Raw genomic sequence first — 26,857 nt, forward strand, 5'->3', positions numbered from 1 at the left:
ATGACCTATCACCCGCTACTGGCCCGGCAATTGCGGAGAGTTTTCGGCTCGTCAGACACGGTGCCACCGGAAGTGCTGCCATTCATCAAGCTGGTGGATGGCGCTTACGCCCAGTTTGACAGCGACCGCCTGCTGACGGAGCACGTGATGACTGTCAGCGCCCGCGAACTGACCGAATCCAACGCCACCCTGATCGAACAGAACAACCGCAATGCCGAAGTGCTCCAACGGTTGGAAAAGGCGATCAACCTGCTGAACGACGACGAATCCGGCCACCGCGGCGGATTGGATCTTCTGCAGGTCGCCCATGACATCGAGCAACTCGCGGAACTGCGGCGCGATACGGAAAACGCCCTCAGATCCGCGAAAGTCGCCGCGGACTCCGCCAACCGGGCGAAAAGCGAGTTTCTGGCGAACATGAGTCACGAAATCAGAACGCCGCTCAACGCCGTGGTAGGGATGACCAGCCTTCTGCTCGATTCGGAGATGTCTCCCGACCAGCTCGACTATACCGAGACCATCCGCGCCAGCAGCGACGCGCTCCTCAGCATTATCAACGATATCCTGGATTTTTCCAAGATCGAGGCCGGAAAAATGGAGGTCGAGTGCATTCCCACCGACATCCACACCACGGTGGAACAGGTGATCGACATGTTCTCCGCCCAGACCTCCGCGCAGATGTTGGATCTCGGAGCTTTCATTTCCCCGGAGGTGCCGCGATGGGTCAACTCGGATCCCACCCGGCTGCGCCAGATTCTGGTGAACCTCGTGGGAAACGCCATCCGGTTCACTCCTCAGGGAGGCATCGGCATCTTCGTCAGCGCGATGCGGGAAGAAGACAAATGGAACATCAGGTTTCATGTCGAGGACACGGGAATCGGCATTCCAGCCGAGAGGCTCGACCGCCTGTTCAAGGCATTCACCCAGGTGGACAGTTCCACCACGCGGAGATTTGGCGGAACCGGGCTCGGACTGGCCATCTCCCAGCGGCTGGTGTCCATGCTGGGAGGAGAAATTTCCGTGACCAGCGAGCCCGGCGAAGGAACCACCTTCCACTTCGACATCCGCGCGGAGGCGGTCGGTCTCAATGAGCTGCGTCCGCCACAACAACTCGACATCCGTCCTCTCGCCGGACGGCATATCCTGATTGTGGACGACATCGCGATCAACCGCCGGATCCTCGAACAGCAACTCCGTGGCGCGGGATTTGTCGTCACCCTCGCCCCGAGTCCCCAAGCCGCCATCGAGTTTTTCCTGCTCGGGAATTCCTGCGACCTCGTCCTGCTGGACTACAACATGCCGGTCATGAACGGTGCGGAACTCGCCCTGGAGCTCGACCGCAGACATCCCCGCAGCCTGCCGCCCTTCATTCTCCTGAGTTCGCGGGGACACCTGACCGATGAGGCAGGCCCCCTGATCAGCCGCAGGCTCGCCAAGCCCGTCAAACCCAGCGAGCTGCTCTCACTGATTTCCGAAACGCTGCTGCCCACCAGCCACATCCGGGTGCCGACCCGTGCGGCGCCGGAATACGACACCTCCTTCGCCAACAAGTATCCGTTGAAAATACTCGTCGCCGAAGACATCGCCGTAAACCAGAAGGTCATCAGCCTGTTCCTCACCCGGCTCGGCTATCGGGCGGACATCGTCGCCGACGGATTGGAGGTGCTTGCCGCCCACGCCGCGGGAAACCATGACATCATCCTGATGGACCTCCAGATGCCGGAAATGGACGGTGTCGCCGCCACCCGCATGCTCCGCACCAACCCCAACGGCGCCTCGCGCCCCTACATCATCGCCTTGACCGCGAACGTCCAGTCCGAGCAGCAGATTGAAGCACGGGAGGTCGGATTCCAGGATTACCTCAGCAAACCGCTGCGCCCGGAATCACTCGCGAACGCCCTCGAAAGAGCCCACATCTGGCTCATGGCAAACCCTTAAATACCCCCCAACGTGAATGCCAAAAACAATTTGGCTTGGCATGCATGATGCTTTTTCATGAATGTCAGTCATCCTTGGCGGCCACGGGAGCACCCGGATTCACAAGGATTTCTGAGACAAAATTACCGTTAATCACTGAAAACAACCACATATGGCCAAATACAAATTGGAATACATCTGGCTCGACGGCTACACCCCCGTGCCAAATCTCCGCGGAAAAACGCAAATCAAAGAATACGCCAGTTTTCCAACCCTGGAAGAGCTCCCACTCTGGGGCTTCGACGGTAGTTCCACCCAGCAAGCTGAAGGCCGCAGCTCCGATTGCGTCCTGAAACCGGTCGCCATCTACCCGGACACCACCCGCAAGAACGGTGCGATCGTGATGTGCGAAGTCATGATGCCGGACGGCACCACCCCGCACCCGACCAACGCGCGTGCCACCATCCTTGACGATCCCGGCGCATGGTTCGGCTTCGAGCAGGAATATTTCCTCTACCAGGACGGACGTCCTCTCGGCTTCCCTGTCGATGGCTTCCCGAAAATCGGCCAAGGCCCGTATTACTGCGGTGTCGGCTACAAGTTCATGGGCGACATCGCCCGCCAGATCGTCGAGGAGCACCTCGACCTCTGCCTCGACGCAGGCATCAACCACGAAGGCATCAACGCCGAGGTGGCGAAAGGCCAGTGGGAATTCCAGATCTTCGGCAAGGGCTCCAAGAAAGCCGCCGACGAAATGTGGGTCGCCCGCTACCTCCTCAACCGCGTCTGCGAAAAATACGGCATCGACGTGGAATACCATTGCAAACCACTCGGTGACACCGACTGGAACGGCTCCGGCATGCACGCGAACTTCTCCACCGAGTACCTCCGCACCAAGGGCGGCAAGGAGTACTTCGAAGCACTCATGGGTGCCTTCGCCGACCACGTGGAAGAGCACATCGCCGTCTACGGTCCTGACAACCACATGCGCCTCACCGGTCTCCACGAGACCCAGGCCATCGACAAGTTCTCCTACGGTGTCGCTGACCGCGGTGCGTCCATCCGCATCCCGCACAGCTTCGTCAAGGGCGACAAATATCAAGGCTATCTCGAAGACCGCCGTCCGAACTCCCAAGGCGACCCGTACCAGATCGCCTCGCGGATCCTCAAGACGATCTCCCTCGTGCCGACTCCTTGAGTTGACCCTTTAGAGTGAGTTTTCCTCAAGCCGCCTTCCTTCACGGGAAGGCGGCTTGTTTTTTGAGATAGGGAAACCGACAACGGCCTGTTGCATGGCCTCCGGTGCCGCCCTTCCGGTGATCGCAACGGGGTGCCAGGACTTCTGCGGCGGGTGGCAGACAGTCGCTTCGTCATCGGCCGAAAACCCTCGGATACCTTTTTTGAAAATCCTGGTTCATTTGCGAATTATCGCGAGATAATAGACGTAGTGGATTTTACAACGCCGGCGACAACCCCTGCCACCCACGCGGTCCAACCCATTATCCGATGAAAATCCGAATCAACTCATGCTGCCTCCTGTTGGCATCCCTGATGACAGGTCTTGCAACTCCCGAAAATGACATCGCCTCGCAGGTACCCGCGGCGAGGGCCATCCTGGATGAATGGCAGGCGGAAAAACCGGAGCGGGCCCAGAGAAAACTGCACGTGATCTTGTGGACCCCCTCCGACCGGGAACCCGCACCGGGATATCGCGAGCGGCTTTCCGCCGTGTTGCACGACATCCAGAAATTCTATGCGAAGGAAATGACACGCGTCGGATTCGGTCCCCGCACCTTGAGATTTGATGAAGAATCTGGCGGCATGATCCGCATTCATCAGGTGCGGGGCAGGCACCCCTACGCTCACTACGCCACGAAAAGCGGAAGCGAAATCCGCGAGGAATGCCTCAAGCCGCTGAAGCAGGCCGGTGTGGACGCGGACAAGGAAACGATCGTGATCTTCTGCAACATGGCGAACTGGGATGCCGACAAGGGAACAATGACCCAGAACAGCCCTTACTATGCCGGCGGAACCCATATGAAGGGCACCGCATGGCAGGTGGATTCCCCGTTGTTGAACCTGGACTTCCTGGCGAAAAAGGAGCCGGTTTTCCATGACGGCCAGTATGGAAACATCTCGGTCGGCCGTTATAATTCGATCTTCATCGGTGGCGTGGCCCACGAGTTGGGGCACGCCCTGGGTCTCCCCCATGCGTGCGAACGGGAGGACGAGAAAGAATCATTCGGAACCGCGCTCATGGGATCCGGAAACCGCTCTTACGGTGAGAATCTGCGGGGCGAAGGCAAGGGCACGTTCCTCACCCTCGCCCACGCGCTGCGGCTAGCGTCCCACCCGATTTTCTGCGGCTCCATCAAGGGCGTGGACATTCCCGCAAACGTATTGGTGACGGATGCCTCGATCCAGCAAGCCGGGAATGGCTGCGATTTCTCCGCCACGGTGAAGGCGGACCCGCCGGTATATGGGGTGGTCGCCTACATGGATCCCGAGGGTGGAGGCGATTACGACGCCACGACCACCACGGCGGTGCCGGACAAGAACGGCAAATTCGTCCTGCACTGCCAGACCTTCGCCAAAGGCAAGGCGGGTGAGCTGCGGGTGGTCTATCTCCAGTCAAACGGCGTAGCCTCCGGATTCTTGAGCGCCACCCCCTACAGCTATCCCTATCTGGTGGATTCTTCGGGCAAGGTTGATATTTCCGCATCGAGAACCCGGCTGCTTCTGGAACCACTCGTCGCCGCGGTCGCCGCCCGTGCCCCGGCTGCTGTGGAACTGCGGTTGAAAGAACTTGCCTCATTCAAAGACGATTCCCTTTCGGAAATCGCCCGATGCTATGCGAATTCCATCTCACCCCGCTTGAAATCAGGAATCGGCCCCGGAACCAACCGGGTGCTTCTCTCCGAAATGGCCACCGCCGAGGCGCTTACCGGCTATGGTCCACCGACCCGCGACGGACTGCCGGGACGAGACGGGATTCTCATCTGTGGCGGCCGGGCATATGCACGCGGACTCTACGCCCACGCACCCGCCCGCCATGTGTGGGAACTGGACGGCTCATGGAAGTCCCTTCAAGGAAGAGCCGGTATCGCGGACGGTCATGACGGCACCGTCCGGTTCGTCATCGAGGGCGATGGCAAGCTGCTGTGGCAATCGGACGTGGTCAAGGCCGGCAAGAGCCTGCCATTCCAAGCCGACCTCAGCGGAATCAGAAAACTCACCCTGCGTACGGAAGACGGCGGGGACGAAACCCGGGGTGACTGGGGGCTCTGGCTCGCTCCCGAAATTTCCCGTTGAAGCCCGCCTCCGCCACGTGCGGCCCACCGGCTGAAATTTTTACTAGCACGAGATAATTCGGAATGATATGACCAAATCAATTGGAGCTTACCCGTCCGGACGATTCCCCATCCCTTGTTGCCATGCATCGTTTCCCTTTGATCTCTCGGGCCGTCTTTCTGGCGCTCTCGTTCGTGTTCACAGCATCATCCCGTGCGGATTTATCCGGGGATTACGCGAGTCTCGTCAGCGGAGCGGAATCGCAGGTCATCACCGCACCGGGCACTCCGGGGACGGTGGCCATGTTTGGCACGGCAGCGTTTCCCGTTCTCCTGGGAACGGCCGGTCCACCCCAGTCGGTGATGGGCGCGGGGCGTTACGGTGACAGCTACGCCGGAACAGCAGCCCGGGCGGTGGGCTTTTCACACACGGGATTTTTTGATACAGTGGCGGGTCCGCGCGGGACCTTGTTTGCGAACTCGGTGCTATGGGCGAGCCGTCAGCCGGTTCCGGTCGGAACGATCGCGGTCGTTGTCGGAAACACGGCGGTCGGAACATTCCTCACCACCGCAGGCTACACGGTGCGCAATGTTTCATCGGGTATCACGGATGCGAACCTCAATGGCGCGCATGTGCTTATTCTGGGTGGAAATACGGACTATTCGAACACCGTAATGACACGCATCGCCGGTTTCGCGACGGCGGGCGGCGGCATCGTGATGAGCGCCACCCCTTGGGCGGCATCCGCGGGCGCTTATGCGGACAGCAATGAAATTTTAAAACCCTTCGGACTCGTTTTTACCGGAGACTATTCGGCCGATCCTTCATACACGGTTGCGCCGGCCGCGCACCCGGCGATCAACTCGGCTCTGGTGGCCGCAGACGCGTTGATCGCTGACAAAGAGGGCACGGCGGTCATGACTGCAGCGAACCGCGGCATCGCGGCGAACGCGATTTTCCAAGTCACACAGGTCCGTATCGACATCCCGACCCTGGCCGCGAAATTGGACATTTTGGGTGACGCCACCCATTACGGCATTATCGCGCCGACACTCGCCTCACCGATCAATACCACGGCCAAACCGGTCGAAAAGATGCTCGCGCGCTACCAATCGCAGACTTACGACGCGATGGCTCCGGGGCAGTTGTTCGCCCATCCGTGTGCTGCGGATTTCCCGGGTTCCGCCGCCGCGGGTGCCATCCCTGTGAGCAGAACGGTGACGGTGAATGGCAACACCGCCACGGACTTCTACATGAACCAAGGCGGCAAACCGACCCGTGTCGAAACGGGCGTTTACGCCGCCCCCGGTGCCACAGTGACGGTTGCCATTCCGGTGGATAAGATCGCCCAAGGCCTGCAAGTCCTCATCTCACCAAACGGTAGCGAGGACTCAACCTTCGACACCACCACCTGGACGTTTTTCCCGAAACTCTGGCGGCGTGTGCCACTCACCCAAGCCGCCACCCAGACCGGCAGCGTATTGGGCGGGCTGGTGACGATCCTTGTTCCCGCAGGCAAATCGCTGGGAAATTTCGAGGTGACCGTGCACGGCGGGATCAAGGCTCCGGCATTCGTACTCGGCCAGACCACCGACGCCGAATGGAATGACGGCATCAAGAACAATCCCGCCCCCTATGGCTACATCCGGAATGAAAAGCTGACGCTGTATCTGCCCAGCGCCCAACTCTCGAAGATGAGCAACCCGACGGAGGTGACCGCCTATTGGAAACAGGTGATGGACATCGCGGACGACTGCTACGGCTATTCCAACTATCGGAAACGCGCGGAAGTCGTGAGCACGTCACGCTACGTGGCCTATGGTGCCGCCTATGCGGGCTACCCGATCGAAGCGGGTTGGGGAACCGATGCGGAATCGCTGCTGAATTCCGCACGGGTGAACGGAGACTGGGGCACCTATCACGAGCTCGGCCATGGGTTTCAGGATGATTTCGACAGCTCCTTCGTGATCGCGACCAGCGCCGAGGTGGATGTGAATCTGTTTCCCGGAATGATTTACACGATCCTCCATGACCGCACGGCATGGGACGGCGCACATTCCAGCTACGATGCGGTCGACCGTATTGCGGCAAGAAACACGTATCTTGCACTGCCGGTGGATCAGCAGACCTGGCAGAAGGCGAACGATTCCTACCCTGTCGCCTACGACTTCTATTTCAACCTGGCCGAGGCGTTCGGCTGGCAATGCTATAAAACGGCCCTTTCCCGCCTGATGCGCTACCTGCAGGATCCCACCTCCGCGACGGATGCTCCGTTGAAGGCTTTGAATACCGCCGATCCGAACTTCAAGCGCAACCGCTTCTACCTGTTGTTTTGCGATGCCACGGGGCGGAATCTCGACGCTTATTTCCAACGCTACGGCTTGGGAAAAGCAGGTGCGGGTTTTGAAATCACCCAATCGGTGAAGGACCAGATCGCCGCAAAGGGCTATCCCACCTGGACCGGCAACACACCGATCGACTCGCTTTCCACCCCTCCGGCTCTCAGCTTGAGGGAGGACTCCGTGCCGGGCACCGAGATTTACCAATTCTCAGCCACGGATGCGGAAGAGCCGGGCCAGATCTACGAATACTCCATTACCGGCGGAAATCCCGACAACGCCTTCAGTATCGACAAACGAACCGGCAGGCTCCGGGTTCAGAAGGTGGATGCGGAAACATTGGCAAGCCACACGCTCACCGTCCAGGTGCAGGATTGCGGAGTACCGCGCTACGCCGCGACCCAGACTTTCACCATCAATATCCTCAACACCGGCGAACCGCCGCAGGTCGAAGGCAAGCTCCTGACGGCGACGAAGACGATGGCCGACGGTACGTCGCTCGGCACGCCGGCCGCCACTGTCGAACAAGGTCGCACGGTCGTCAGCCGCTCCATCGTGGCGGGTAACGACGGCCATTTCGCCATCAACTCCAGCACCGGAGCCATCACCGTCACCAACGCCAGCACCCTTCCCGATCCGGGTGTGATCGTTCTTACCGTCAAGGTCACGGACAGCAGCGGAGCCAGCGGCTTCGGCACCGCGACGATCCTCTGCAACCGCACGAAAGGCATCCTCGAAGAGCGCTGGGCCGGCTCCGCCATCGGCGGAAACCCCTCGTCAACCAGCACTTACACCACCTTCACCTCCGCTCAGAACGTGTCGAACAATTACATCCGCCGCGTATCCGGCTGGCTGATCCCGATGAAAACAGGGATTCACACCTTCTGGATCTCTTCGGACGACGGCAGCACGCTCTCACTCAGCACCGACGGGACTGAAGCCAACAAACGAGCCATCGCCACCGTCAGCGGCTACACGAATTTCCAGCAATGGACGGCATCCTCGTCGCAGAAATCCCAACCCGTTTTTCTGGAGATGGGTCGGGCCTACTACATCGAGGCGATCCAGACGGAAGGCTCCGGCGGCGACCATGTCTCCGTGGCATGGGAGGGCCCCGGCATCGCGCGGCAGGTCATCCCGAACGCGGTGCTCATCCCGCGGAATGCGACAGCCGCATTCCCTCCCCGCCCATCCGTGCCGACGGTCTCGCTGACAACCCCTGACTCGGGTGAACGACTGTTCACCCCCGGCACATTCCCGGTATCCGCCACACCCGGTGACAACACGCTCACCATTTTCAGAGTGGCGTTTTTTGATGGTGAGACGCTGATCGGCGAGGACGACACCCCGCCTTACAGCATCAACTGGATCAATCCGGAGGTCGGCCCCCATTCCCTGAGCGCGCGTGTTTTCCATACCGTCGGCACGCTCGATTCCATCGCCATCACCGTCACCGTGGCTCCGCAAACACCCATGACGTCCTGGCAAAATGCCAAATTTGGTGCGGCGGCGGGCGACCCGTCAGTCTCGGGTCCTCACGCGGACCCCAATCACAACGGCCTCGTGAACCTTCTGGAGTATGCTCTCGGCACGGAACCAAACTCCCCTTTTTCTTCTCCCCCTGTGCGAGGAGCGATATTCGAAAACCGGCTTACTCTTTCATTCTCCCGCAACACTTCCGCCAGTGATGTGGTCTTGAAGGTGCAGGCAAGTGACGAAGTTACCGGGCAATGGAGCGACCTCGCCGTCAGCACCGATGGAGGAGCGTTTTCAGCCCTGATCCCGGGGGTGGTGGTTACGGAATCCCCAGGCGGAGCAACTCGCGACGTATCCGTCAGCGACTTCGTCGCAAACGACTCCCCCGCCCCCATCCGCAGATTCATGCGCGTCCATGCCTCCCTTCGTTGAGGGCGCGCGGGGCTGTGGGGGGAAAATAGCAGATCGCCACGCGGGGAAATCCAGGCTAGCGTCCGACCATGCAAACCGTGGCCACCTTCACGACCCCGGAAGACGCACATCTCTTCCGCACCTTTCTCGGGTCCCACGGGATCGAGGCATTTTTGTTGGATGAGCATTTCATCCAGAGTTTCTGGTATTACAGCAACACCCTCGGCGGAGTGAGACTGGCGGTGCAGGACGAGGATCTGGAGCATGCGGCGGACATCCATCAGGCCTACATGGACACCCTGAGAAAAGGCCCCTATCCTTTGCAACCTGTCCGCGCGTGGCCCGTGGTGATACTGCTTTCCATTCTCTTCAGCGTGCCCTTGCCGATCTTCGGACGACAGCCGTGGCGTCAGGACTAGTGGCACAGGCAACCGGGATCCGGCTTCTCCCCCCCACCTTTGGGAACCGGCGGGCCGGACGCGGAGAAACACGCGACGATGGGTGCCGGATTCGATATTTTATCATCACAAAAAACAAATCCTCCCGACCGCAACGCTCTATGGATGAAACCAGCGACAATCCCATGGCAAATTCAACCGCGGCCACCGAAGCATCTCCCGCAGCCTCCGCATGGCGCGAGTGGCTGGAAGAGCACGGCCCCAAGCTACTGCTCTTTGCCCGCCAGCAGTCCAGATCTCATGAGGATGCCAAGGACATCTTCCAGGATGCTCTCGTCAAACTCGTCGAAAAGGTCCGCAGCGGCGAATTCGTCGGCGGGCAGGAAGCATGGCTTCCCTACCTCTATACCGCCATCCGCCGCCTCGCCATCGATCTGAGCCGCCGGGACGACCGCCGCAAGCGCCGCGAGGACAATGTGTCCGCCGATGCGGAAGCATTTTCCAACGATCTCCAGCCATGGTTTGAAACCGAGTCATCCGACGACGAGACACGTTCCCAGCTCGAACGGGGTCTCAAGGAACTGCCCGAAAAGTTCGCCGAGGTCATCACCATGAAAATATGGGGCGAACGCACGTTCGCGGAAATCGGCGAAACGCTCGGCATCTCACAGAACACCGCCGCCTCGCGCTACCGTTACGGCCTTGAAGCGCTCAAGAAACTTCTCAGCAACGCCCGCAACCGTGGCGACCTTTCCATCTGACACCTTCCACCAAACCACATGAAGCAAGATCATTCATCCATCGAAGCGGAACTCCGGTCGCTGCAGGCCGCGATGCTCGATGACGAACTGCTCCGGCGGCTCGAAGCCGCCGCGGAGGGGACCCAGACGCAGCTCACCCGTGAGGAACTCCGGTTCGAGGACTCCCTCCGCAGGCATTCACCCGCCCGGCTTTCTCTCGATTTCCTCACACGTCTCGAAGCCGTGGTGCATGAGGTTCCATTCCCGGTGAATGAGAAGATCGTGATGTTTCCCAAGGCCCAGCAGGGCAAACAAACACCCGCCGCCCGCACCAACCGTCCGATGTGGAGCGCTGCGGCGGCCGTCGCGCTGGTCGGCGCCATCTCCGCCCTGATGATTCCCACCGGGAAGACTCCGGAGAGGACCGCCCGCCAGGCAGACCCCGCCCCTCTCTCTCAAGACGGTCCGGCAAACCTCATTCCCGCCAGCTTCAACCGCGGCGTGAGCGAGGTGAGCGACGAGGGCATCGTCTGGAAGTCCAACAACCAGCCGCACAGCGTCGTCCGTGTCGTCTATCAGGACCGCATCACCCTGAAGGATGGGGACGGCCGGACCTATCAGGTCGAGCAGCCGAAGGTCAAATACATGCTGGTTCCCGCGAAAACGGACTGAAAACACGATTCAAAAAAAGACAAAGACATCAAACTACTACGCTTATAGTATGTAAACAATGAAAACAAAATCATTCCATCTTGTTACGGCGGGCCTGGCCGCCATGATCTCCCCCGCCCTCGCGTTGGAGGCCCCGGCGGACAACGCCCCGCCACCACCCGCGGTGAAGGAGGACCGGGCGGCGGTGCCCAAAATCCAGATCCCGCAGGTCAAGGGACTGGTGGCACCGAAGCCGGCCGCGGCGTTCCTCGGCGTCGTCACCGGCGAGCTCCCGAAACTCCTGGCCGACCACCTCGTCCTCGACAAGGGCCAGGGAGTGGTAGTCCGCTCGGTCGTGTCGGACAGCCCTGCCGAGAAAGCCGGACTGGCGGTGAATGACGTGATCACCAAGGTGGGCGAGATCTCCGTGGGCAGTCCTGCCGACATCACCCAGCAGATCACCTCGTTCAAACCGGGCGAAAGCGTCGTCCTCCAGATCATCCACAAGGGCCAGCCATCCAAACTGGAGGTGAAGTTGGAGAGCAAGCCTGCCGAGCTCACGATGATGGACCAGCTCCCACCAGAGCAGCTCGACCTGGAGAACCTGCCGAAGGAACTGGCCGACCGGGTGCGCGGTGCCATCGCCGGCAACGTCGGTGCCCTCGACCTCCAGCAGGACATGGATGCCGAAACACTCTCGCTGGAGATGAAAAACGCCGTCGAGCAGATGCAGAAGCGCATGCAAGGCGCCTTTGCGGAAGCCATGGCGGATGAACAGGAGAGCAAGGAGGAGACGCGGACGACAAACAGCGAGGCCACGGTCAGGATGTCTGACAATGATGGCAGCGTGGAGGTGAAGTCCAAGAACGGTGCCAAGCAGGTCACCGTCCGCGACCATCAGGACAACGTGGTCTGGAGCGGTCCTTGGGACACCGCGGCGGACAAACAGGCCGCTCCCGGCGATGTCCAGACCCGGGTGGCCCGGCTCAACCTCGACTCCAGCTTCAAGGGTGGCGGCCTGCGGCTCCGCATGAACTCCCATCCCGTCCCTCCGGAGGAATAATCGAACGAGTTTTTTATGGCAAAGGGTTCACACCCGCATCCGTTCACACGGGTGCGGGTGTGTTTTTTCGGTCTCCACCTTGCTGGAACGTGCGATCCCGGATCCCGGTTCACGAAAATGCCGCCCTCCCGCGCCCGCCGCTCCGATTTCTAGCCATTGCCTGGCACCGCTCCGCTCAGCGTGACTTTTGCGCTCGCAAGCAGTCCGTGCGGTCCGCTCACATCCCCCTCGATCTGCACGAGCCCTCCGAGAGATCCCTCGATTTTCGCCCGGATCTCCAGCACGTCCCCCGGAACCGCCGCTCCCAGGACTTTCGCCGCACGCACTCCGGTCAGGCGCAGTTCCGTCAGCGCGGGCTGGACGACGATGCCGCCGAGCTGTGCGATGGCTTCGATGAGCAGCACGCCCGGCATCATCGGGTTTCCGGGAAAATGAGCGGCGAGAAATCCCTCATCGCCCCGCACGAGATACCTCGCCGACGCTTCTTTTCCAGGTTCCAAGGTAACGAGTTCATCGAGAAAGCGGAAAGACGGCCCGTGAGGAAGGGACTGGAGTGCGACCTGCATTTCTGATGTCATGTGAAAGAACCCTGGCACGTCCCGCCCCCCAAGCCAACCTGTGAATCATCGCCGTGTTGACCCGCTGGAATTTCGTCTGTAGCCTCAACCCCCGTGGCCATCAGCGACCCCATCGCCTCCCCCCTCCGCTCACCGCTCCGGCGGTGGCTGCGCGCGCCGTGGGACTATGTGATGATGGCTCTGGGATTGCTTTACTGGGGCGTTTTCGGAGGGTTGCTGACACTGGTCGGAGGGCCATTGCATCTGGTCCTGCCACAGAGGATCGGCCAGAAAATCGGCAGGAGACTCCTGCAACAGTTGTTCAGCAAATTCGTCGTCTACTTGCGCTTGTCTGATCTGGTACGGGCGGACCTGACAGGCCTGGACGCGCTGGGAGGCCTCACCCATTCGTTCATCGTGGCACCCAACCACACTTCGTTATGGGATGTCGTGTTCATCATCGCCCGCCTGCCTTGCGCCGTGTGCGTGATGAAAAAACAGATCCTCACCAATCCCGTGCTCGGTGGGGGGGCTAGGCTGGCGGGCTACATCGCGAACGACGGGATGAAGCGCGTCATGCGCGACGCCTCAAAGTCGCTCGCGGACGGCGGCCAGCTGCTGATGTTCCCCGAGGGCACGCGGACACGGCCGGACGCCCGCTGGATCAACCCGCTCAAGGGTGGTTGCGCGATCATCTCCAAACGGACGGGTGTGCCGGTCTATCCCATTTTCATCCGCAGCGACACCCGTTTCCTGCAAAAAGGCTGGCCGCTATGGCGGAGGCCCGTTTTTCCGATCCACATGCGGTTTGACGTGGGCGAACCCATGGTGCCGGAACCGGGCGAAAGCTCCCAGGAATTCACCGCCCGCCTCGCGGCGGTGTACGAGCGGGAGCTCTCCAAGCCGGATCCGCTGCGCAGAACCCATGGCTGATCCACGCCGGACTGAAGCCGTGCCGCCCGTCGACATCTCCAGACCCAACTTTCATCACAGCTCTTGCCCCAACGGGATTTGGCGTTTAAAGCAAGGGGTACATGCCAGATGCGCGACCGCTTATCCTCATTCCGAGCTACAACACCGGACCGATTCTTTTGGAAACGGTGAAGTCCGCCCTCTCGCTGGGAACACCGGTCTGGGTGGTTTTCGATGGCTCTACGGACGGCTCTCCCGCACTGATCCATAACCTGAAAGGGGAAAATTTCCGTGTTATCGAGCTGCCGGAGAATTCCGGCAAAGGTGCGGCGGTATTGTACGGTCTTCGCGAGGCGATCCGTGACGGCTTCACCCACGTCCTGACAATGGACGCTGATGGCCAGCATCCGGCGACGGCGGTGCCGGAATTTTTCCGGCTTTCCGCATCTCACCCCGAGGCTGCGGTCTTCGGCCGGCCGATCTTCGACTCATCCGCCCCCGCGCTGCGCGTGAACGGGCGTAAGGTATCCAATTTCTGGGCGAATCTGGAAACTCTCGGCTGGGGGATGGATGATTCCCTCTTCGGAATGCGGCTTTACCCCGCACAGGACCTGCTGGAGGTTTTCGAATCCACGGCATTTGCCAGACGCTTTGATTTCGACCCGGAGGTGGCCGTGCGCCTGTGCTGGCGTGGCGTACCTGTCATCAACCTTCCGACGCCGGTGCGCTACCCGAGCAAGGAGGACGGCGGCGTTTCACAATTCCGCTATCTCCGGGACAACACGTTGCTGACCTGGATGCACCTGCGGCTGCTGTTCGGATTTTTCGCCCGCCTTCCACTGCTCATCGCCCGCGGATCGAACCCGCTCGAGAGCCTGAGCCCACCCGCCCGATGAGCGATCCTGCGGAACATCAAATCGCAGCGCTTTTTCCCGGCCGCTGGAACCGGAACTACGTCGCCACCAAGCTTCGGACGGATCCGCTCTACACCGCGCTCGCGGACACCCTCGGGCATTCGCCGTTTCCCCTGCTCGATCTCGGCTGCGGTCTCGGCCTGCTGGCGTTTTTCCTGAGATCGAGAGGTATCGAGGTCCCGATTCTCGGTCTGGACTACGATGCGGGAAAAATCGATTCGGCACGGCAGGCTGCGGAAAAATCCGGCCGGCGTGATCTCTCTTTCGCTCATCACGACGCCCGTACCGGCCTGCCCGAACATCACGGTAATGTGAGCATCCTGGACATTCTCCAGTTCTTCACCCCCTCCGAACAGGAGAATCTGTTGCAGCTCGCCGCCTCAAGGGTCTTACCGGGGGGCAAGCTCGTCATCCGTTCCGGGCTGCGGGATGGATCGCTGCGTTTCAAGGTCACCGTTCTCGGCGACCTGCTGGCGAAGGCGACATTCTGGATGAAAGCCGCCCCCACCCACTATCCGACGCGGGAGGATTTCGAACGTGTTTTATCCCCCTTCGGCAGCGTGGAGGTCACGTCCCTGTGGGGAAAAACACCGTTCAACAATTATCTGATCGTCCTCAGTCGGCCGATTTGATAAAAAAGTGAGCCTTTTTTTCACTTTTTATCATCCCCGACTAAACCCTTTGCCGAAATGGACCGTCTAGGTGGAGTGGAATCCTCACCAGAAATCGACGACGTAGACAGCTTCGTACAGGAGCTGACCGGTTGTCAGGATGATCTCATCCTGTTCATCCGGACGATTTGCGGTGATTTTCATCTCGCTGCGGACATCCGTCAGGAGGTGAACATGGTGCTCTGGCGCAAGCGGGGAAAATTCGCCCCGGGCACGAGTTTCCGAAGCTGGGCCTACCGGATCGCACACCTGGAAGTGAAAAACCATTTCCGTCAGACCAAGCGCCGTTCGGTCACCTCCCTTGATCCGGAACTGCTGGACTACTTCGCCGCGGAACTTCCCGCCTCCACCGACGAGCTTCCCGAGCGCCGGCGGGCCCTGCAAGGCTGCATGGAGCGCCTGACTCCGAAGGATCACGAACTGATCCGGCACCGCTATTGGTCGGAAAGCTCGCTGGAGATCCTCGCGAGTTCCAGCGACCGCAGCATCGGCACTCTCAAAGCCCGGCTTTTCCAACTCCGTGCCGCCCTGCGGCTCTGTATCAGCGAACGACTGTCGGAGGTGTCCGCATGAATCCCAAACTCGAACGACTGCTGAACCGTTGGCTCGAGGGCGATCTCACGCCTCCTGAAGAGGCTGCGGTGCAACGCCTGCTGGTTGAGGATCCCGAAGCACGCCGCGTTTATTATGAGCTTCTGATGGTGGATAAAATGCTGAACGAAACCCAGGAAACGGTTTCCTCCAGCCTCGGGATGATGAATTCGCTGGCGGACAACCTCGCCACCTCCTCTCCGAAAATCCGCCTTTTCCCCGCGAGAATCGTCGCCATCGCGGCGCTCGTCGCCCTGTCGCTCTTCGCCGCGTTTTTCCTCACCCGCCAGCTCCCGGAATCTGAAAAATCCGGTCCCAGAATCGCCGGCAGCATCGACAGCCGCATCACCATCGCCCAACGGCAGGACAGCTCCCGTTGGGAAGTCGGCGAACTCCTGCGGCTCGAACGCGGAACCGCCGCCATCCAGCTCAATCCGTCGGTCTCCGGAAACTTCGAAGGCCCCGCCGCGATCGAACTCGCGGATTCGTCCGGAAACATCCGCCTGTTGGAAGGCATGGCGTCCTTCCAGGTCAGCACCAGCGCGAACCGTTTCGATGTGCGGGTCCCGGGCGGCATCCTGCGGGACATGAGTTCGCGCTTCACGACCGAGGTGCTCGCGGATGGCGGAGCGAATGTCCGCATCGAGTCCGGCATGCTGGAGATCCGTCCGCGCGGAGGACGGGAAGCGCTTTACCTGAAAGCGGGGGACGCCATCCGCCTGGAGTCCAATGGCGCGAGCCACCCCATCCGCCTGCCGAACCAACATTTCCTCTCCGGCCTGCCCGAGCAGGTCACCATCTTCCGCGACGATTTCCAAACCACGGGCGATCAGCTCCTGACGTCCCACCGACCGGAGATCGGGCAGGCATGGAAAGCGACCAACGAGACCAATCCCACCTACCTGAGAAACCAGACCCTCGACACCTCCAGCGGAGCCCGGAATCTGTTCGGAACATTCGCCCCGCACGATGCCGGTGGCGCGCGCTCGGTCTACATCCTCACCTTCCACCTCGTGCCGCCGCAGTGGATCCACGACAAGGTGAGCCGCAGGGAAGGCGTCGAACTCATCTCTCTCACCGACTCCGCCGGGCAGCCCATCATCAGCATTTTCGCGGAGGCCGCCAACAGCCACCGCTGGCAGCTCCGGGATGAAAGGTCGAAGGCGGTCACCGCGCTGACCCCCGTCTGCGCGCTGTGGACCCACTCCCTCACCCTCTGCTACGGACTGGACGGACGCGCGACACTGCATGACGGAGCGACCGCCCAGGCCCCCGTCGTCGCGGAGATGAGACTGGACAAACCCGACCCGGTTTCCGGCATTTCCATAGCGAACCGCAATGGCGGAGATCTTGCATTTTCATCTATAGAAACCACCTTGCTTGCCACACCCAGAAACGAACCATAGGAAAACCCGATCCATAACTGATCCGACACCATCGGCGGCAATGGAACCTGATCGGCCCACAACCCGGGGACGATCTCCACATGATCGGCGTGCCATTCTCAAAACAGCCTGAAATAAGGTAAAAAAAGCGCCAGCCCCCACCCAACGGGCGAGCCACCATCGGAAGTCCTCATATCCCGGAGCTTCCTCGATCATCTTTTCATCGATCGATATCGCATCTTTTGATCGATTATAGTATCTCGTGATAATATATTATATTTTTGTGTCATTTTCGATACATGGAATCCGTTGCCCACATACATCTCCGGAGGAACGATCCCGCCGAATTCGAAAACAAACATTCACCCACCTGAACCCCACCTCATGAAATCCAAATTCCGCAACCTTCTCGGCCTCACGACCGTGATCGCCTCGTTCACTCCGGCCACCCGGCTCCTCGCGCTGGACTACACCTGGACAGGGACGACCAGCAACGTCTCCAATGTGGCCGGCAACTGGAATCCCAACGGAACCCCCGGTGGCGCCGACAACGTCCTGATCAACACCAGCACCCCCAACCCCACCAACATTCCTTCCGGGAACTGGGAACGCAAGGGCGCGGGCACCACCACCATCGACGGCACCGGGATCGTGAACCTCGCGCTGGGCGGGGCACGCTTTCTCAACAACGGAGCCTTCAACATGCTGGGCGGACAGTTCGTGCAAAGCGGCGAGTATTTCATCGTGGGGAACGGCGGAGTCGGCACCTTCACCCAGAGCGGCGGTTCGGTGGATACAACCCTGAGACGCGGATTCTTCCTCTCGGATGGTGACGGCGATTCCGGCTCCGTTTACAATCTCTCCGGCGGAACACTGAGCGTGAAGTCCGCGACCGACTCCGGGGTCGGTGAGGAGCTTCGCAGCGTATGGTTCGGCAAAGGCAGGAACGGCGTCGGAACCGACAAATTCAACATCACCGGAAGCACCGCGACTTTTGAAAAAACCGGCGGATCCACCGCGAACGTGCAGCTCTCCGGCAGCGCCGAGCTGAATGTCACGAACGGAACGGTCACCTTCGACAAATACACCGAAGCCAGGGTCGGCTATCTGGCTGCCAACGGCGACCAGCAGGCCAAGATCAACGTCAGCGGCGGCACGCTGAACTTCACGAACGCAGCGGGCAACACGAATGTCAGGGTGGGCTACAACGACAAGGGCCTGCTGAAGATCGATGGCGGCGAGGTCAACATCAAGGGACTGCTTGGCATCGGCACCACGGGCAACGCCGTTGTGGACGACGGAGCGGGAACCTGCCTCATGAGCGGCGCCGCCGTGATGAACATCACGGGGAATCTCGCGGTCGGCACCGGCACCAGCAAGGGCACCCTCTCGATGAGCGGAGGCACGCTCACCGTCACCAACACAGGCGTGGACATCATCGGCGGAGGAAACAATGGAAACGCCACGGTCAGCCTATCGGGAACCAGCGTACTGAACGCCGCGACGACGAAATGGAAGACCGGTGACTTCGGCGGCAACGGCAACGCGGGCAGCACCACCATTTCATTGGCGGACAGCGCGGCTCTCACGCTCAAGGAATTCACCATCGGCCACATCGGCGGTCCGACAGCGACGGAAACGGTGACTCTCACGGGCTCCTCGAACCTCACGGTCACCAATTTCATCACCATGGGTCGCGATGACAGAGCTGAAAATTCCAGCATCATCGCCTCGCTGAATCTCAACGGCGGGACACTTTCCACCGGCTACATCATCAAGGGTGGCGACTTTTCGGACGCCACCCGGAACCTTGTCAACGCCGACGGCGGCACCATCAAGGCGCTCGCGACCGAGCCGGATTTCCTCAAGAACGGCACCCTCTCCCCAGGCCGGGTCTATTTGAACCTGCAGGCGGGAGGATTGAAATTCGACACCAACGGATTCGATGTGGGAATCCAAACGGGCCTCCACGGCACCGGCGGCCTGACCAAGCTGGGCCAGGGCACTCTCTCGCTGTCCAATTTCAACGATTACACCGGACTCACCACCGTCAGCGCCGGCGCGCTGCAGGTCGCCACCGGAAACAACGAAGGCGCTCCGGCGACGTTCGCTGATGGGACCGGACTCATCGTGACGGGCGAACCCAGCCTGCCGTGGAGAACCACCAATCTCACCCTCGGCTCCTCCACCGGAATGACCGTGGAGATCCGGAATTTCGACCCGGTTGCGGGAGGAGCCGCCATCGATGCCACGGGCACCCTAACTCCTCATGGCGATGTGACCCTCAAGATCACCGGGATGCCGGCTGTCAACAAATTCCCTCTCATCCGGTTCGGCTCCCTGGCTCCGAACGGCTTGAGCTCTTTCAAGCTCGCCCCCCTGCCCCGCGGCGTCGATGCGGAGCTGATCGTGTATGACAGCTCGATTGCTCTGAACGTCAAGGCCTTGAACGTCCTGAAATGGAAAGGAAACGTGAATTCCACATGGGATGTCAACTCCACCTCCAACTGGACGCTCGGAATCCCGGCGGCCAAGTATTTGGAGAATGACAATGTCCGCTTCGACGACACGGCCTCGGGGATCACCAGCATTTCCCTGGCGGCTGTCGTGGCTCCGGCCACGATCAACGTGGAAAACACCAACAAGACCTACACGATATCGGGAACCGGGTCCATCACCGGCGGCACCACGCTGAACAAGACGGGAAGCGGCATGCTCACCCTCGCCACCGTCAATACCTACACCGGCCTGACCAACGTTATCGCAGGCACGCTCCGCTTTGGAGACGGTGTCAATGACGGCTCCATCGCCGGTCCGCTGCTTGTCAACGACACCAATGTGATCTACAACACGACCGCCAGCGCCACGCAGTCCGGATCGCTCGCCGGTTACAATGACTTGGGCGGCCCGGCCAGCCTGACCAAGGTGGGTCCCGGAACTCAGATCTTCACCGGCACGGTCAACGATTACTCCGGCCGGATCCAGATCAACGAGGGAACCTACCAGATAGGCGACGGGCTTGTGAACGGAGCCTTCGGCTCGTCCGCGATTTATGAAATCGCTCCGAACGCCAGGCTCAGGTTCAACCAGGTTTCCGCCGTCGCCAAGAACTGGGGAAGCATCACAGGAACTGGTGTGATCGGTCTCACCGCCCCCACCTCGTTCGACTGGGGAGCCATCGCCCTTTCGCAGAATTTCGGCGGCACCCTGGTGGTGGAGAAAGGCCGGATCGGTCTGAACGGCGGTTCCGCCGCCCTCGGCGGGACAACGAAAATCCAGATTCTCTCCGGTGCCCAGTTGCTCGCCTTCAGCAATGTTGATCCTTATACGGTTCCCATCGAGATCGCCGGTGGAGGCTGGGGAGAAACCGGCTACCCCAACGGCCTGCGGCTGGCCGCCACCGCCACGGCAACCTGGGCCGGCGCTGTGACACTCACCGCCGACTCCGGCATCACCTCCCAACGCGGGGCCACATTTGAGATCACCGGTCCCATCTCCGGCAACTACCAGTGTGAATTCTACACGGGTGACAACGCCGGGGAAAATGGCACGCTTGTGATCAACCCGGCCGGCGGCAGGAACTCCTACACCATCACGAAAATCAACGGTCGCGTCGGAGGTTCGACGGTCGCTGGGAATGCCAACGCCTTCAGCACCGGACCGCTCGTCGTCGCGGAGTCCATGTTGAAACTCAACGGATTCGATTTCACCTTCGCCAATCTCAGCGGAACAGGCGGAAAAATCGGCAACTACCACGCCACGACACCATCCGTGCTCACCGTGGGTGGAGACAACACCAGCTCCACCTATACCGGTGTCATCCTCGACGGGGCCACGGCCCCGCTGGGTCTCACCAAAACCGGAAGTGGAACTCTCACCCTCAGCGGTGCGAATGCCTACACCGGCGTGACCACCGTCAGCCAAGGCACGCTGTCATTCACCACCCCCTCCCTTGGTGATACCGCCACGGTCAGCATCTCCAGCGGAGCCCACCTGGATCTCTCCACCGGAGCGGCCGACACCATTGGCGTGCTCATCCTCGGCGGCGTCAGCGTGCCACCCGGCACCTACAATTCCAGCCACCCCACCTACGGCAGCTATTTCACCGGCACGGGCAGTGTTGTCATCGCCGGCGGCTATTCCTCATGGGCGGCTGAGAAGGGGTTGGACGCCACCAACAACGGTCCCACACAGGATCCCGATAACGACGGACTCGCCAATCTCCTCGAATTCTACCTCGATGGAAATCCGCTTGCCTCCGACGGAGCCTCCCTGGTCACGCAAACCACGGATGCCAACTACCTGACGCTCACCTTCCACCGCCGGGATGATGCGAACGACGACGTCACCTCCCAGTTCGCCCAATACGGCCCGGGCCTGACCGGCTGGACGGATGTGATCCTCGGAGACGCGAATTCGGGACCTGATGCCAACGGCGTCCTCGTCAACATCACTGACAACGGCACCGCGCCCGACACCGTGGTGGTCCGCATCCCCACCACCAACGCGGGCGGCGGAAAACTCTTCGGGCGTTTGAAAGTGGTGAAATAATCCTTGCTAAGAATCCAGCCGCTCCGGTCATCAAGCCGGGGCGGCTGTTTTTTCGTCATTGTTCCTTATTTTTCAGACATTATCCGCTTTTTGGGGTTGTGAAATTTTTCCCAAATGGGTTAATTTTTTATTCGACTAGGGGAAAATTAAATTTACTTTGTATTGCCATAAGGAATACCGATCCGCACGAACACCCTCGAAAATCCCATTTCAGTGCCAATTCAGGCCATCACGTGCCAAGCAGTCAGCCCGCCCCCGCGAACACCGTCACCCACATTACCGCCATCCCCTCACCGCTTTTTCACACAAAAGTGGTAAATTCATTCTCAAAAAACCATATTCACCCATGAAATCAAACCACCAGCTCCCCAGAGACAAGGATCGAGGCTTTGCCCTCGTCGTCACGCTCAGCATGATGATCCTCCTGACTGTCATCGCTGTCGGTCTCTTGTCCCTCAGTTCGATTTCATTGCGGAAATCCGGCAACGAAAACGCCACGACCGTCGCCCGGGCGAACGCCAAGATGGCGCTCATGCTTGCGTTGGGCGAGTTGCAGAGAAATGCCGGTCCTGACCAACGGGTCACGGCGGACGCGTCGATCTACCAGCCCGCAGCTTCGAACCCCAACATCCCGGACGACACTCCGGACAAGAACACCGTGGGAGTTTGGGAAAGCTGGTCTCCAAAGCTTGCAACGGAAGGCAACGGCGTGCTGACCTCCGCCAGCGGGACCTATGCGGCCAAGAAAACCTCGAATTTCAAGGGCTGGCTCTCATCCAGCCCCTCCCCGGATGAGTTGAAGGCCACGACCTGGGCTACGAATCCTTCGCACGCCGACCCTGTCGAACTCTTCACCATGAAGTCCGATGGACATGCCCAATCGGCTTCGAAGGTGAACGTGAATCTGGTCAAGCAGGGTGAGAACAGCACGCCGGGCAAGGAATTCAGCGGCAGCATCGCCTGGACCGTGGTTCAGGAAGGCACCAAGGCGAAAATCAATGTCGGAGGCCCGGAGAACAACAACCTGCAGGATCAGAACGACCGGCTCCAGGCGCAACCCCGGCCATACCTCATCGGCTCCAACAACTTCAAACAGCCGTCATCGGAATGGAACATCCGTGCGGGCAAGATCCTCACCACCGCCCAGGCGAAACTCGACACGGCTCTATGGGAAGGTGAAGTAACCAACACGGTGGAATCGGGCGACTACACCGCTTCCAGCATGGGCCTTCTGACCGACACCGTCTACGGCGGCCTCAAGACCGATATCAACCTCGGCTTTGACATGCCGAACGGCAACTTCACCCAAACCACCTGGGGAACATCTCCGTCCTATAGGAATCCCTTCATGGGTGCAGGCCTCCGGGGGGTGCAGACTTTCACCCAAGCGATGTTCCGCGGAACCCAGAGACCGCTTTTCAAGAATCCGACCAACGTAAGCTCCGGCACCACCGTGACGAAACTGAACTTCAGGTCGGCGGACGGCTTCTTCCATTTCCCCGCTTCGATCATTCCAACCTTCACCACCCTGCGCTCCTACTACAGGACTCCCAACTTCCTGTATAACACATCGGACGGTCCCACGGTTTTCGAACGTGCCATGGACAGCACCACCCTTTCCACCGCCGCAAACGGAGTCGACGCCGCTTTCCCCTATCCCGGTGCTCCTCCTCGCGGGCAATACAGCCAGACCAGTTTCCGTCCCGTGCTGGACCGCGTCCTGTTCGTTTTGAGCCTTGGTTCTTTCGGAAGCGAAGTCCGTCTCGTCTTCACCCCTGTCATCACCCTGTGGAATCCTTACAATGTGGCGCTTGAGATCGAGGGCGCCGTCGCCTGCCCTTGGATGGATATGCCATACAGCGCCAAATGGACCTTCACCCCCGCAAAGGAAGGTGATCCGAAAGACCCTCTGGCCATGTCGAAAATGATGGGCAATGTCGACCCCAGGGTGGAGGGCCGGCAGATCAGACCCTATTTTTATGCTGCCATCACACCCAACGGCGGTCCTATAAGCCCCGGTCAAACCATCCGCTTCAAACCCGGTGAGGTTCGTGTATTCGCACCTGCGAGTCAGATCGACGTGCAATACAATACCGCGGCAACCATTCCTGGAAATGGAGCCCTGCCTGTGGGCCAAACCGTTTACATGAAACCGGTCACCAACGCGAACGACATGAAAAACCTCAAGGGAGGACTGGCGGTTCCGATGAAAAACGCGAAATCCGGTGATGGTTTCACCCGGTCCTTCAGTCCTGGCGACACTGTCAATGTCAACTTCTACAGCAACAGGGCTCAGGACTACCCGTTCTCGGTAACGCTGGAGGATGCCACACGGGCTAAAACCAATCCTCCATTCCCCCGGGGCCAGGCCATCACCGATGTCCAGATGACCGCTTTCGCCCAGTCGGCCACCATCGCAAATCTAAATTCACCCACAGTGCCATTCGCCCAGTTGAGTGTGACCCGTCAGCCGTTCGGCGTCATCGAGACCTACCACCGCGTCGCCAAGGAAAGCAGGACCGCCCGCCGCTCCGACATCGTTTATACCGTCAATCCGCGCCAGCCCTTCGTCAATCGTGCGCTCAGCGACGGTTCCTTCCTCACAGCCCCGCACTATGAAACCGTGGTGCGCACCGTTTCCAGCTTCGAGGAAGTGATCAGAACCGACGAGACGGGCCGCAACGCCTTCTATGGCAGATCCAATGCGCTGCCCGACGGACAATCGCAATTGGCCTTCTTCGAAGCTCCCCAGCAGCCGATCATCTCCCTTGCCGCGTTCCAGCACGCGGATCTCGGCGGAACCGCCTTCTCCACCTCCTATCAGATCGGCAACAGCTGGGCCAGCCCCTATCTCGACAAGAGCCGTGCGATGAATGCCATCCAGAGCGGCGGTGCCAATACCGGCACCGAAGCGAACTATACCCGTCAGATGATGGGGGTTTATGATTATTCCTACCTCGCGAACGAGGCCCTTTGGGATTCCTTCTTCTGCAGCAGCATCACCGACACCTTCCAGCTTGGCAGCACCGCAGGCACCGAGGCAGCCTGGCAGGGGAACGGTATCGCCACGAAAAAGGTCAAGGCCGAGACTGTGCTCGCCAACTTCCTCGACGATCCTGAAAAGAATCCGCTCCGGAATCCCAGAATGAAGTTCTTCCCAGGCAAGTCCGAGATTGCGGACCTGAAGACGGACCTGATGAGACCCGAAGGCTGCCTCAAGATCGCAGCCCACCTCCAGGTCGACGGAGCCTTCAACATCAATTCCACCAGCCGCAAGGCATGGATCGCGGTTCTCAGCGGTCTGCGGGAAGCAGCCTTCACCCTGAAGAACGACAATGGCAGCACCAGCTCCGCCTCCGGCCTCAAGAAAACAGGTTTCCCGCGCATGCGCTACCCCATGGGTACCGATTCGAACCTGTGGCAGGGCTACCGTTCGCTGACGGACTCCGACATCGACCTCCTCGCCGACAAGATCATCGCCCAGGTCCGCCTGCGCGGACCGTTTCTTTCCCTCGGTGAGTTTGTCAACCGCCGGGTCGACAGCTCGAACCTCTCATACAAGGGTGCCCTCCAAGCGGCCATCGACAGCACCACGATCAACAAGGCTGTCACAGACTCATGCGATCCGTTTGATCCCAACATCTATCCGTTCCGTCCAAACGTCTCCAATCCCAACAATACCCCGAACATCGGCGTCGGCATCCCCGGCTACCTGACCCAGGCGGATCTTTTGCAATCCCTTGCTCCAGTCATCACCCCGCGCTCGGACACCTTCACCATCCGTGCCTACGGCGAAGCCAAGGACGGGACAGGAAAAGTCATCGCTACGGCACGCTGCGAAGCGGTGGTCCAGCGCGTCGCCGAATTCGTGGATGAAATCAACCCACCGGAAACGCAGATCGCCGACCTGAACACCACGAACCAGAATTTCGGACGTAAATTCAAGATTGTGTCGTTCCGGTATCTTTCCGATAATGAGGTCGTTCCCGGTCCAACCACGTAATTTTCATCCATGAATCACACAGCCCTGCGTCTCGTTCGCCCGCTCGTCCTCGCCCTTGCTACCCCGCTGCTCTGCGGCCCGCTCCTCGCCATACCGGCCCGCGTACTCGCGTGGGACACCGACATCGCGGGGAGATCCCTGGCCATCGGTGACGCGAACAAGAATTCGAAAATCGTCGCGATGCACCCCACGCAGCGCACCGAGCCTTACGAGGTCAACACTGGAGACGCACCTTCCGGAATTGTCGCCTTGGACAAAAAGGGGCCGGACGGCAAGCCGGCGGTCAGCCCGATCAAGATTCCCGCAGGCGTCAAGAATCCGCTTCTTGTCATTCTTCCGGATGAAAAGGCCACCACCGGAATCCGCATATTTGTTCTCGAGGACGACACCAGCGGTTTCTCATGGGGGACAACCCGCTTCATCAATGCGATGGGCAAGGAAGTGATTTTCGTGCAAGAGAAGAAAGGCACCTCTTTGCCACCCTCATGGACCCCTATCCAACTGTCGCCGGGTGGTGAAGATCGCAATGTGGGAGTGAAGATGTTCTTCCGTGACCAACCCGAGCGCCCCATCTACTCCGCGGTTTGGGAAATCAACAGCAACGTCAGGAAGCTGGTTTTCCTCCTGCCTAGCGAGGATGAACGGCTCGGCCCTGTGGCCACGAAGATGATTCTGGAGGACCGCCGGGTGATCCAGGCGGTCAACGACGCGAAGCAGAAGGCCGGAAAACCATAATCCGTTTTGCTTCGGTAATCCATCCATAGACGGCGGTCGATCGACCGCCGTTTTTTTTGATACATGTCGGGCGGTTTGCCTGATCACCACCGCCCCAGTTCCAGGGTAACTTCCCATCCCTCCCCTCCCTTTTCAGAGATTCGGCAGAGGCTCTGTGGAACAAGAAAGCCCGCATTTTCCGACATTTTCCAATTTCCTCCCCGCGATGCGCAGCAGTTCGTCCTCGTGCACGCGGAACATCACAATCGGAGC

The 26,857-nt window shown here is 60.1% G+C and carries 17 protein-coding genes; 16 read left to right on the plus strand and 1 reads right to left on the minus strand.

Annotation, left to right across the window (positions count from 1 at the left end; genetic code table 11):
• The 8 genes from JIN84_RS19190 to JIN84_RS19225 all read left to right on the plus strand — a co-directional run bounded on the left by JIN84_RS19190 (position 1) and on the right by JIN84_RS19225 (position 12,286).
• A complete protein-coding gene (locus JIN84_RS19190) occupies positions 1-1,938 on the plus strand; it encodes a response regulator (protein WP_200352683.1) in 1,938 nt (645 codons plus the stop codon).
• A 151-nt stretch (positions 1,939-2,089) separates the two neighbouring features.
• The gene (locus tag JIN84_RS19195; protein ID WP_200352684.1) at positions 2,090-3,115 is read left to right on the plus strand and encodes a glutamine synthetase beta-grasp domain-containing protein; all 1,026 of its coding nucleotides are present in this window, start codon (positions 2,090-2,092) and stop codon (positions 3,113-3,115) included.
• A gap of 308 nt (positions 3,116-3,423) precedes the next feature.
• Positions 3,424-5,229, plus strand: coding sequence for an NPCBM/NEW2 domain-containing protein (locus JIN84_RS19200; protein ID WP_200352685.1), 1,806 nt, complete (start codon positions 3,424-3,426; stop codon positions 5,227-5,229).
• Positions 5,230-5,402: 173 nt separating this feature from the next.
• Positions 5,403-9,455, plus strand: coding sequence for a M60 family metallopeptidase (locus JIN84_RS19205; protein WP_200352686.1), 4,053 nt, complete (start codon positions 5,403-5,405; stop codon positions 9,453-9,455).
• 68 nt (positions 9,456-9,523) lie between these two features.
• Positions 9,524-9,853: a putative signal transducing protein gene (locus JIN84_RS19210; RefSeq protein ID WP_200352687.1), complete on the plus strand. Its 330-nt coding sequence runs from the start codon at positions 9,524-9,526 to the stop codon at positions 9,851-9,853.
• A 164-nt stretch (positions 9,854-10,017) separates the two neighbouring features.
• Positions 10,018-10,593 (plus strand): RNA polymerase sigma factor, encoded by a 576-nt coding sequence (locus tag JIN84_RS19215; protein WP_234043573.1) that lies wholly within the window; start codon positions 10,018-10,020, stop codon positions 10,591-10,593.
• Positions 10,594-10,611: 18 nt separating this feature from the next.
• Entirely contained in the window at positions 10,612-11,244 is a 633-nt protein-coding gene (locus JIN84_RS19220) for a hypothetical protein (RefSeq protein WP_200352689.1), read from the plus strand.
• Between the two features lie 58 nt (positions 11,245-11,302).
• Positions 11,303-12,286 carry a PDZ domain-containing protein gene (locus JIN84_RS19225; RefSeq protein ID WP_200352690.1) on the plus strand — a complete coding sequence of 328 codons (984 nt, stop codon included), beginning with the start codon at positions 11,303-11,305 and terminating at the stop codon, positions 12,284-12,286.
• A gap of 149 nt (positions 12,287-12,435) precedes the next feature.
• On the opposite strand, the gene JIN84_RS19230 is transcribed toward JIN84_RS19225, so the two are convergent.
• Positions 12,436-12,852, minus strand: a complete 417-nt coding sequence (locus JIN84_RS19230) for a 3-hydroxyacyl-ACP dehydratase FabZ family protein (RefSeq protein ID WP_200352691.1) — start codon at positions 12,850-12,852, stop codon at positions 12,436-12,438.
• 105 nt (positions 12,853-12,957) lie between these two features.
• Between JIN84_RS19230 and JIN84_RS19235 the strand changes: the two genes are divergently transcribed.
• The 8 genes from JIN84_RS19235 (at position 12,958) to JIN84_RS19270 (ending at position 26,605) form a co-directional block, all read left to right on the plus strand.
• Positions 12,958-13,776: a lysophospholipid acyltransferase family protein gene (locus tag JIN84_RS19235; RefSeq protein ID WP_200352692.1), complete on the plus strand. Its 819-nt coding sequence runs from the start codon at positions 12,958-12,960 to the stop codon at positions 13,774-13,776.
• A 101-nt stretch (positions 13,777-13,877) separates the two neighbouring features.
• A complete protein-coding gene (locus JIN84_RS19240) occupies positions 13,878-14,651 on the plus strand; it encodes a glycosyltransferase family 2 protein (RefSeq protein WP_200352693.1) in 774 nt (257 codons plus the stop codon).
• Complete coding sequence (locus tag JIN84_RS19245) at positions 14,648-15,301, plus strand: class I SAM-dependent methyltransferase (protein ID WP_200352694.1); 654 nt, start codon at positions 14,648-14,650, stop codon at positions 15,299-15,301. Before JIN84_RS19240 ends, JIN84_RS19245 begins: the two co-directional genes overlap by 4 nt.
• Before the next feature lie 57 nt (positions 15,302-15,358).
• Complete coding sequence (locus JIN84_RS19250; RefSeq protein ID WP_200352695.1) at positions 15,359-15,913, plus strand: RNA polymerase sigma factor; 555 nt, start codon at positions 15,359-15,361, stop codon at positions 15,911-15,913.
• Complete coding sequence (locus tag JIN84_RS19255; RefSeq protein ID WP_200352696.1) at positions 15,910-17,337, plus strand: anti-sigma factor; 1,428 nt, start codon at positions 15,910-15,912, stop codon at positions 17,335-17,337. The genes JIN84_RS19250 and JIN84_RS19255 overlap by 4 nt, the downstream gene beginning before the upstream one ends.
• Before the next feature lie 363 nt (positions 17,338-17,700).
• Positions 17,701-21,867 (plus strand): beta strand repeat-containing protein, encoded by a 4,167-nt coding sequence (locus JIN84_RS19260; protein WP_200352697.1) that lies wholly within the window; start codon positions 17,701-17,703, stop codon positions 21,865-21,867.
• Between the two features lie 346 nt (positions 21,868-22,213).
• On the plus strand, positions 22,214-25,870 hold the full coding sequence (locus JIN84_RS19265) for a hypothetical protein (RefSeq protein WP_200352698.1): 3,657 nt from the start codon (positions 22,214-22,216) through the stop codon (positions 25,868-25,870).
• 9 nt (positions 25,871-25,879) lie between these two features.
• The gene (locus JIN84_RS19270; protein ID WP_200352699.1) at positions 25,880-26,605 is read left to right on the plus strand and encodes a hypothetical protein; all 726 of its coding nucleotides are present in this window, start codon (positions 25,880-25,882) and stop codon (positions 26,603-26,605) included.
• Positions 26,606-26,857 lie beyond the last annotated feature (252 nt).

It is taken from the genome of Luteolibacter yonseiensis (assembly GCF_016595465.1).
Lineage (GTDB): Bacteria > Verrucomicrobiota > Verrucomicrobiia > Verrucomicrobiales > Akkermansiaceae > Luteolibacter > Luteolibacter yonseiensis.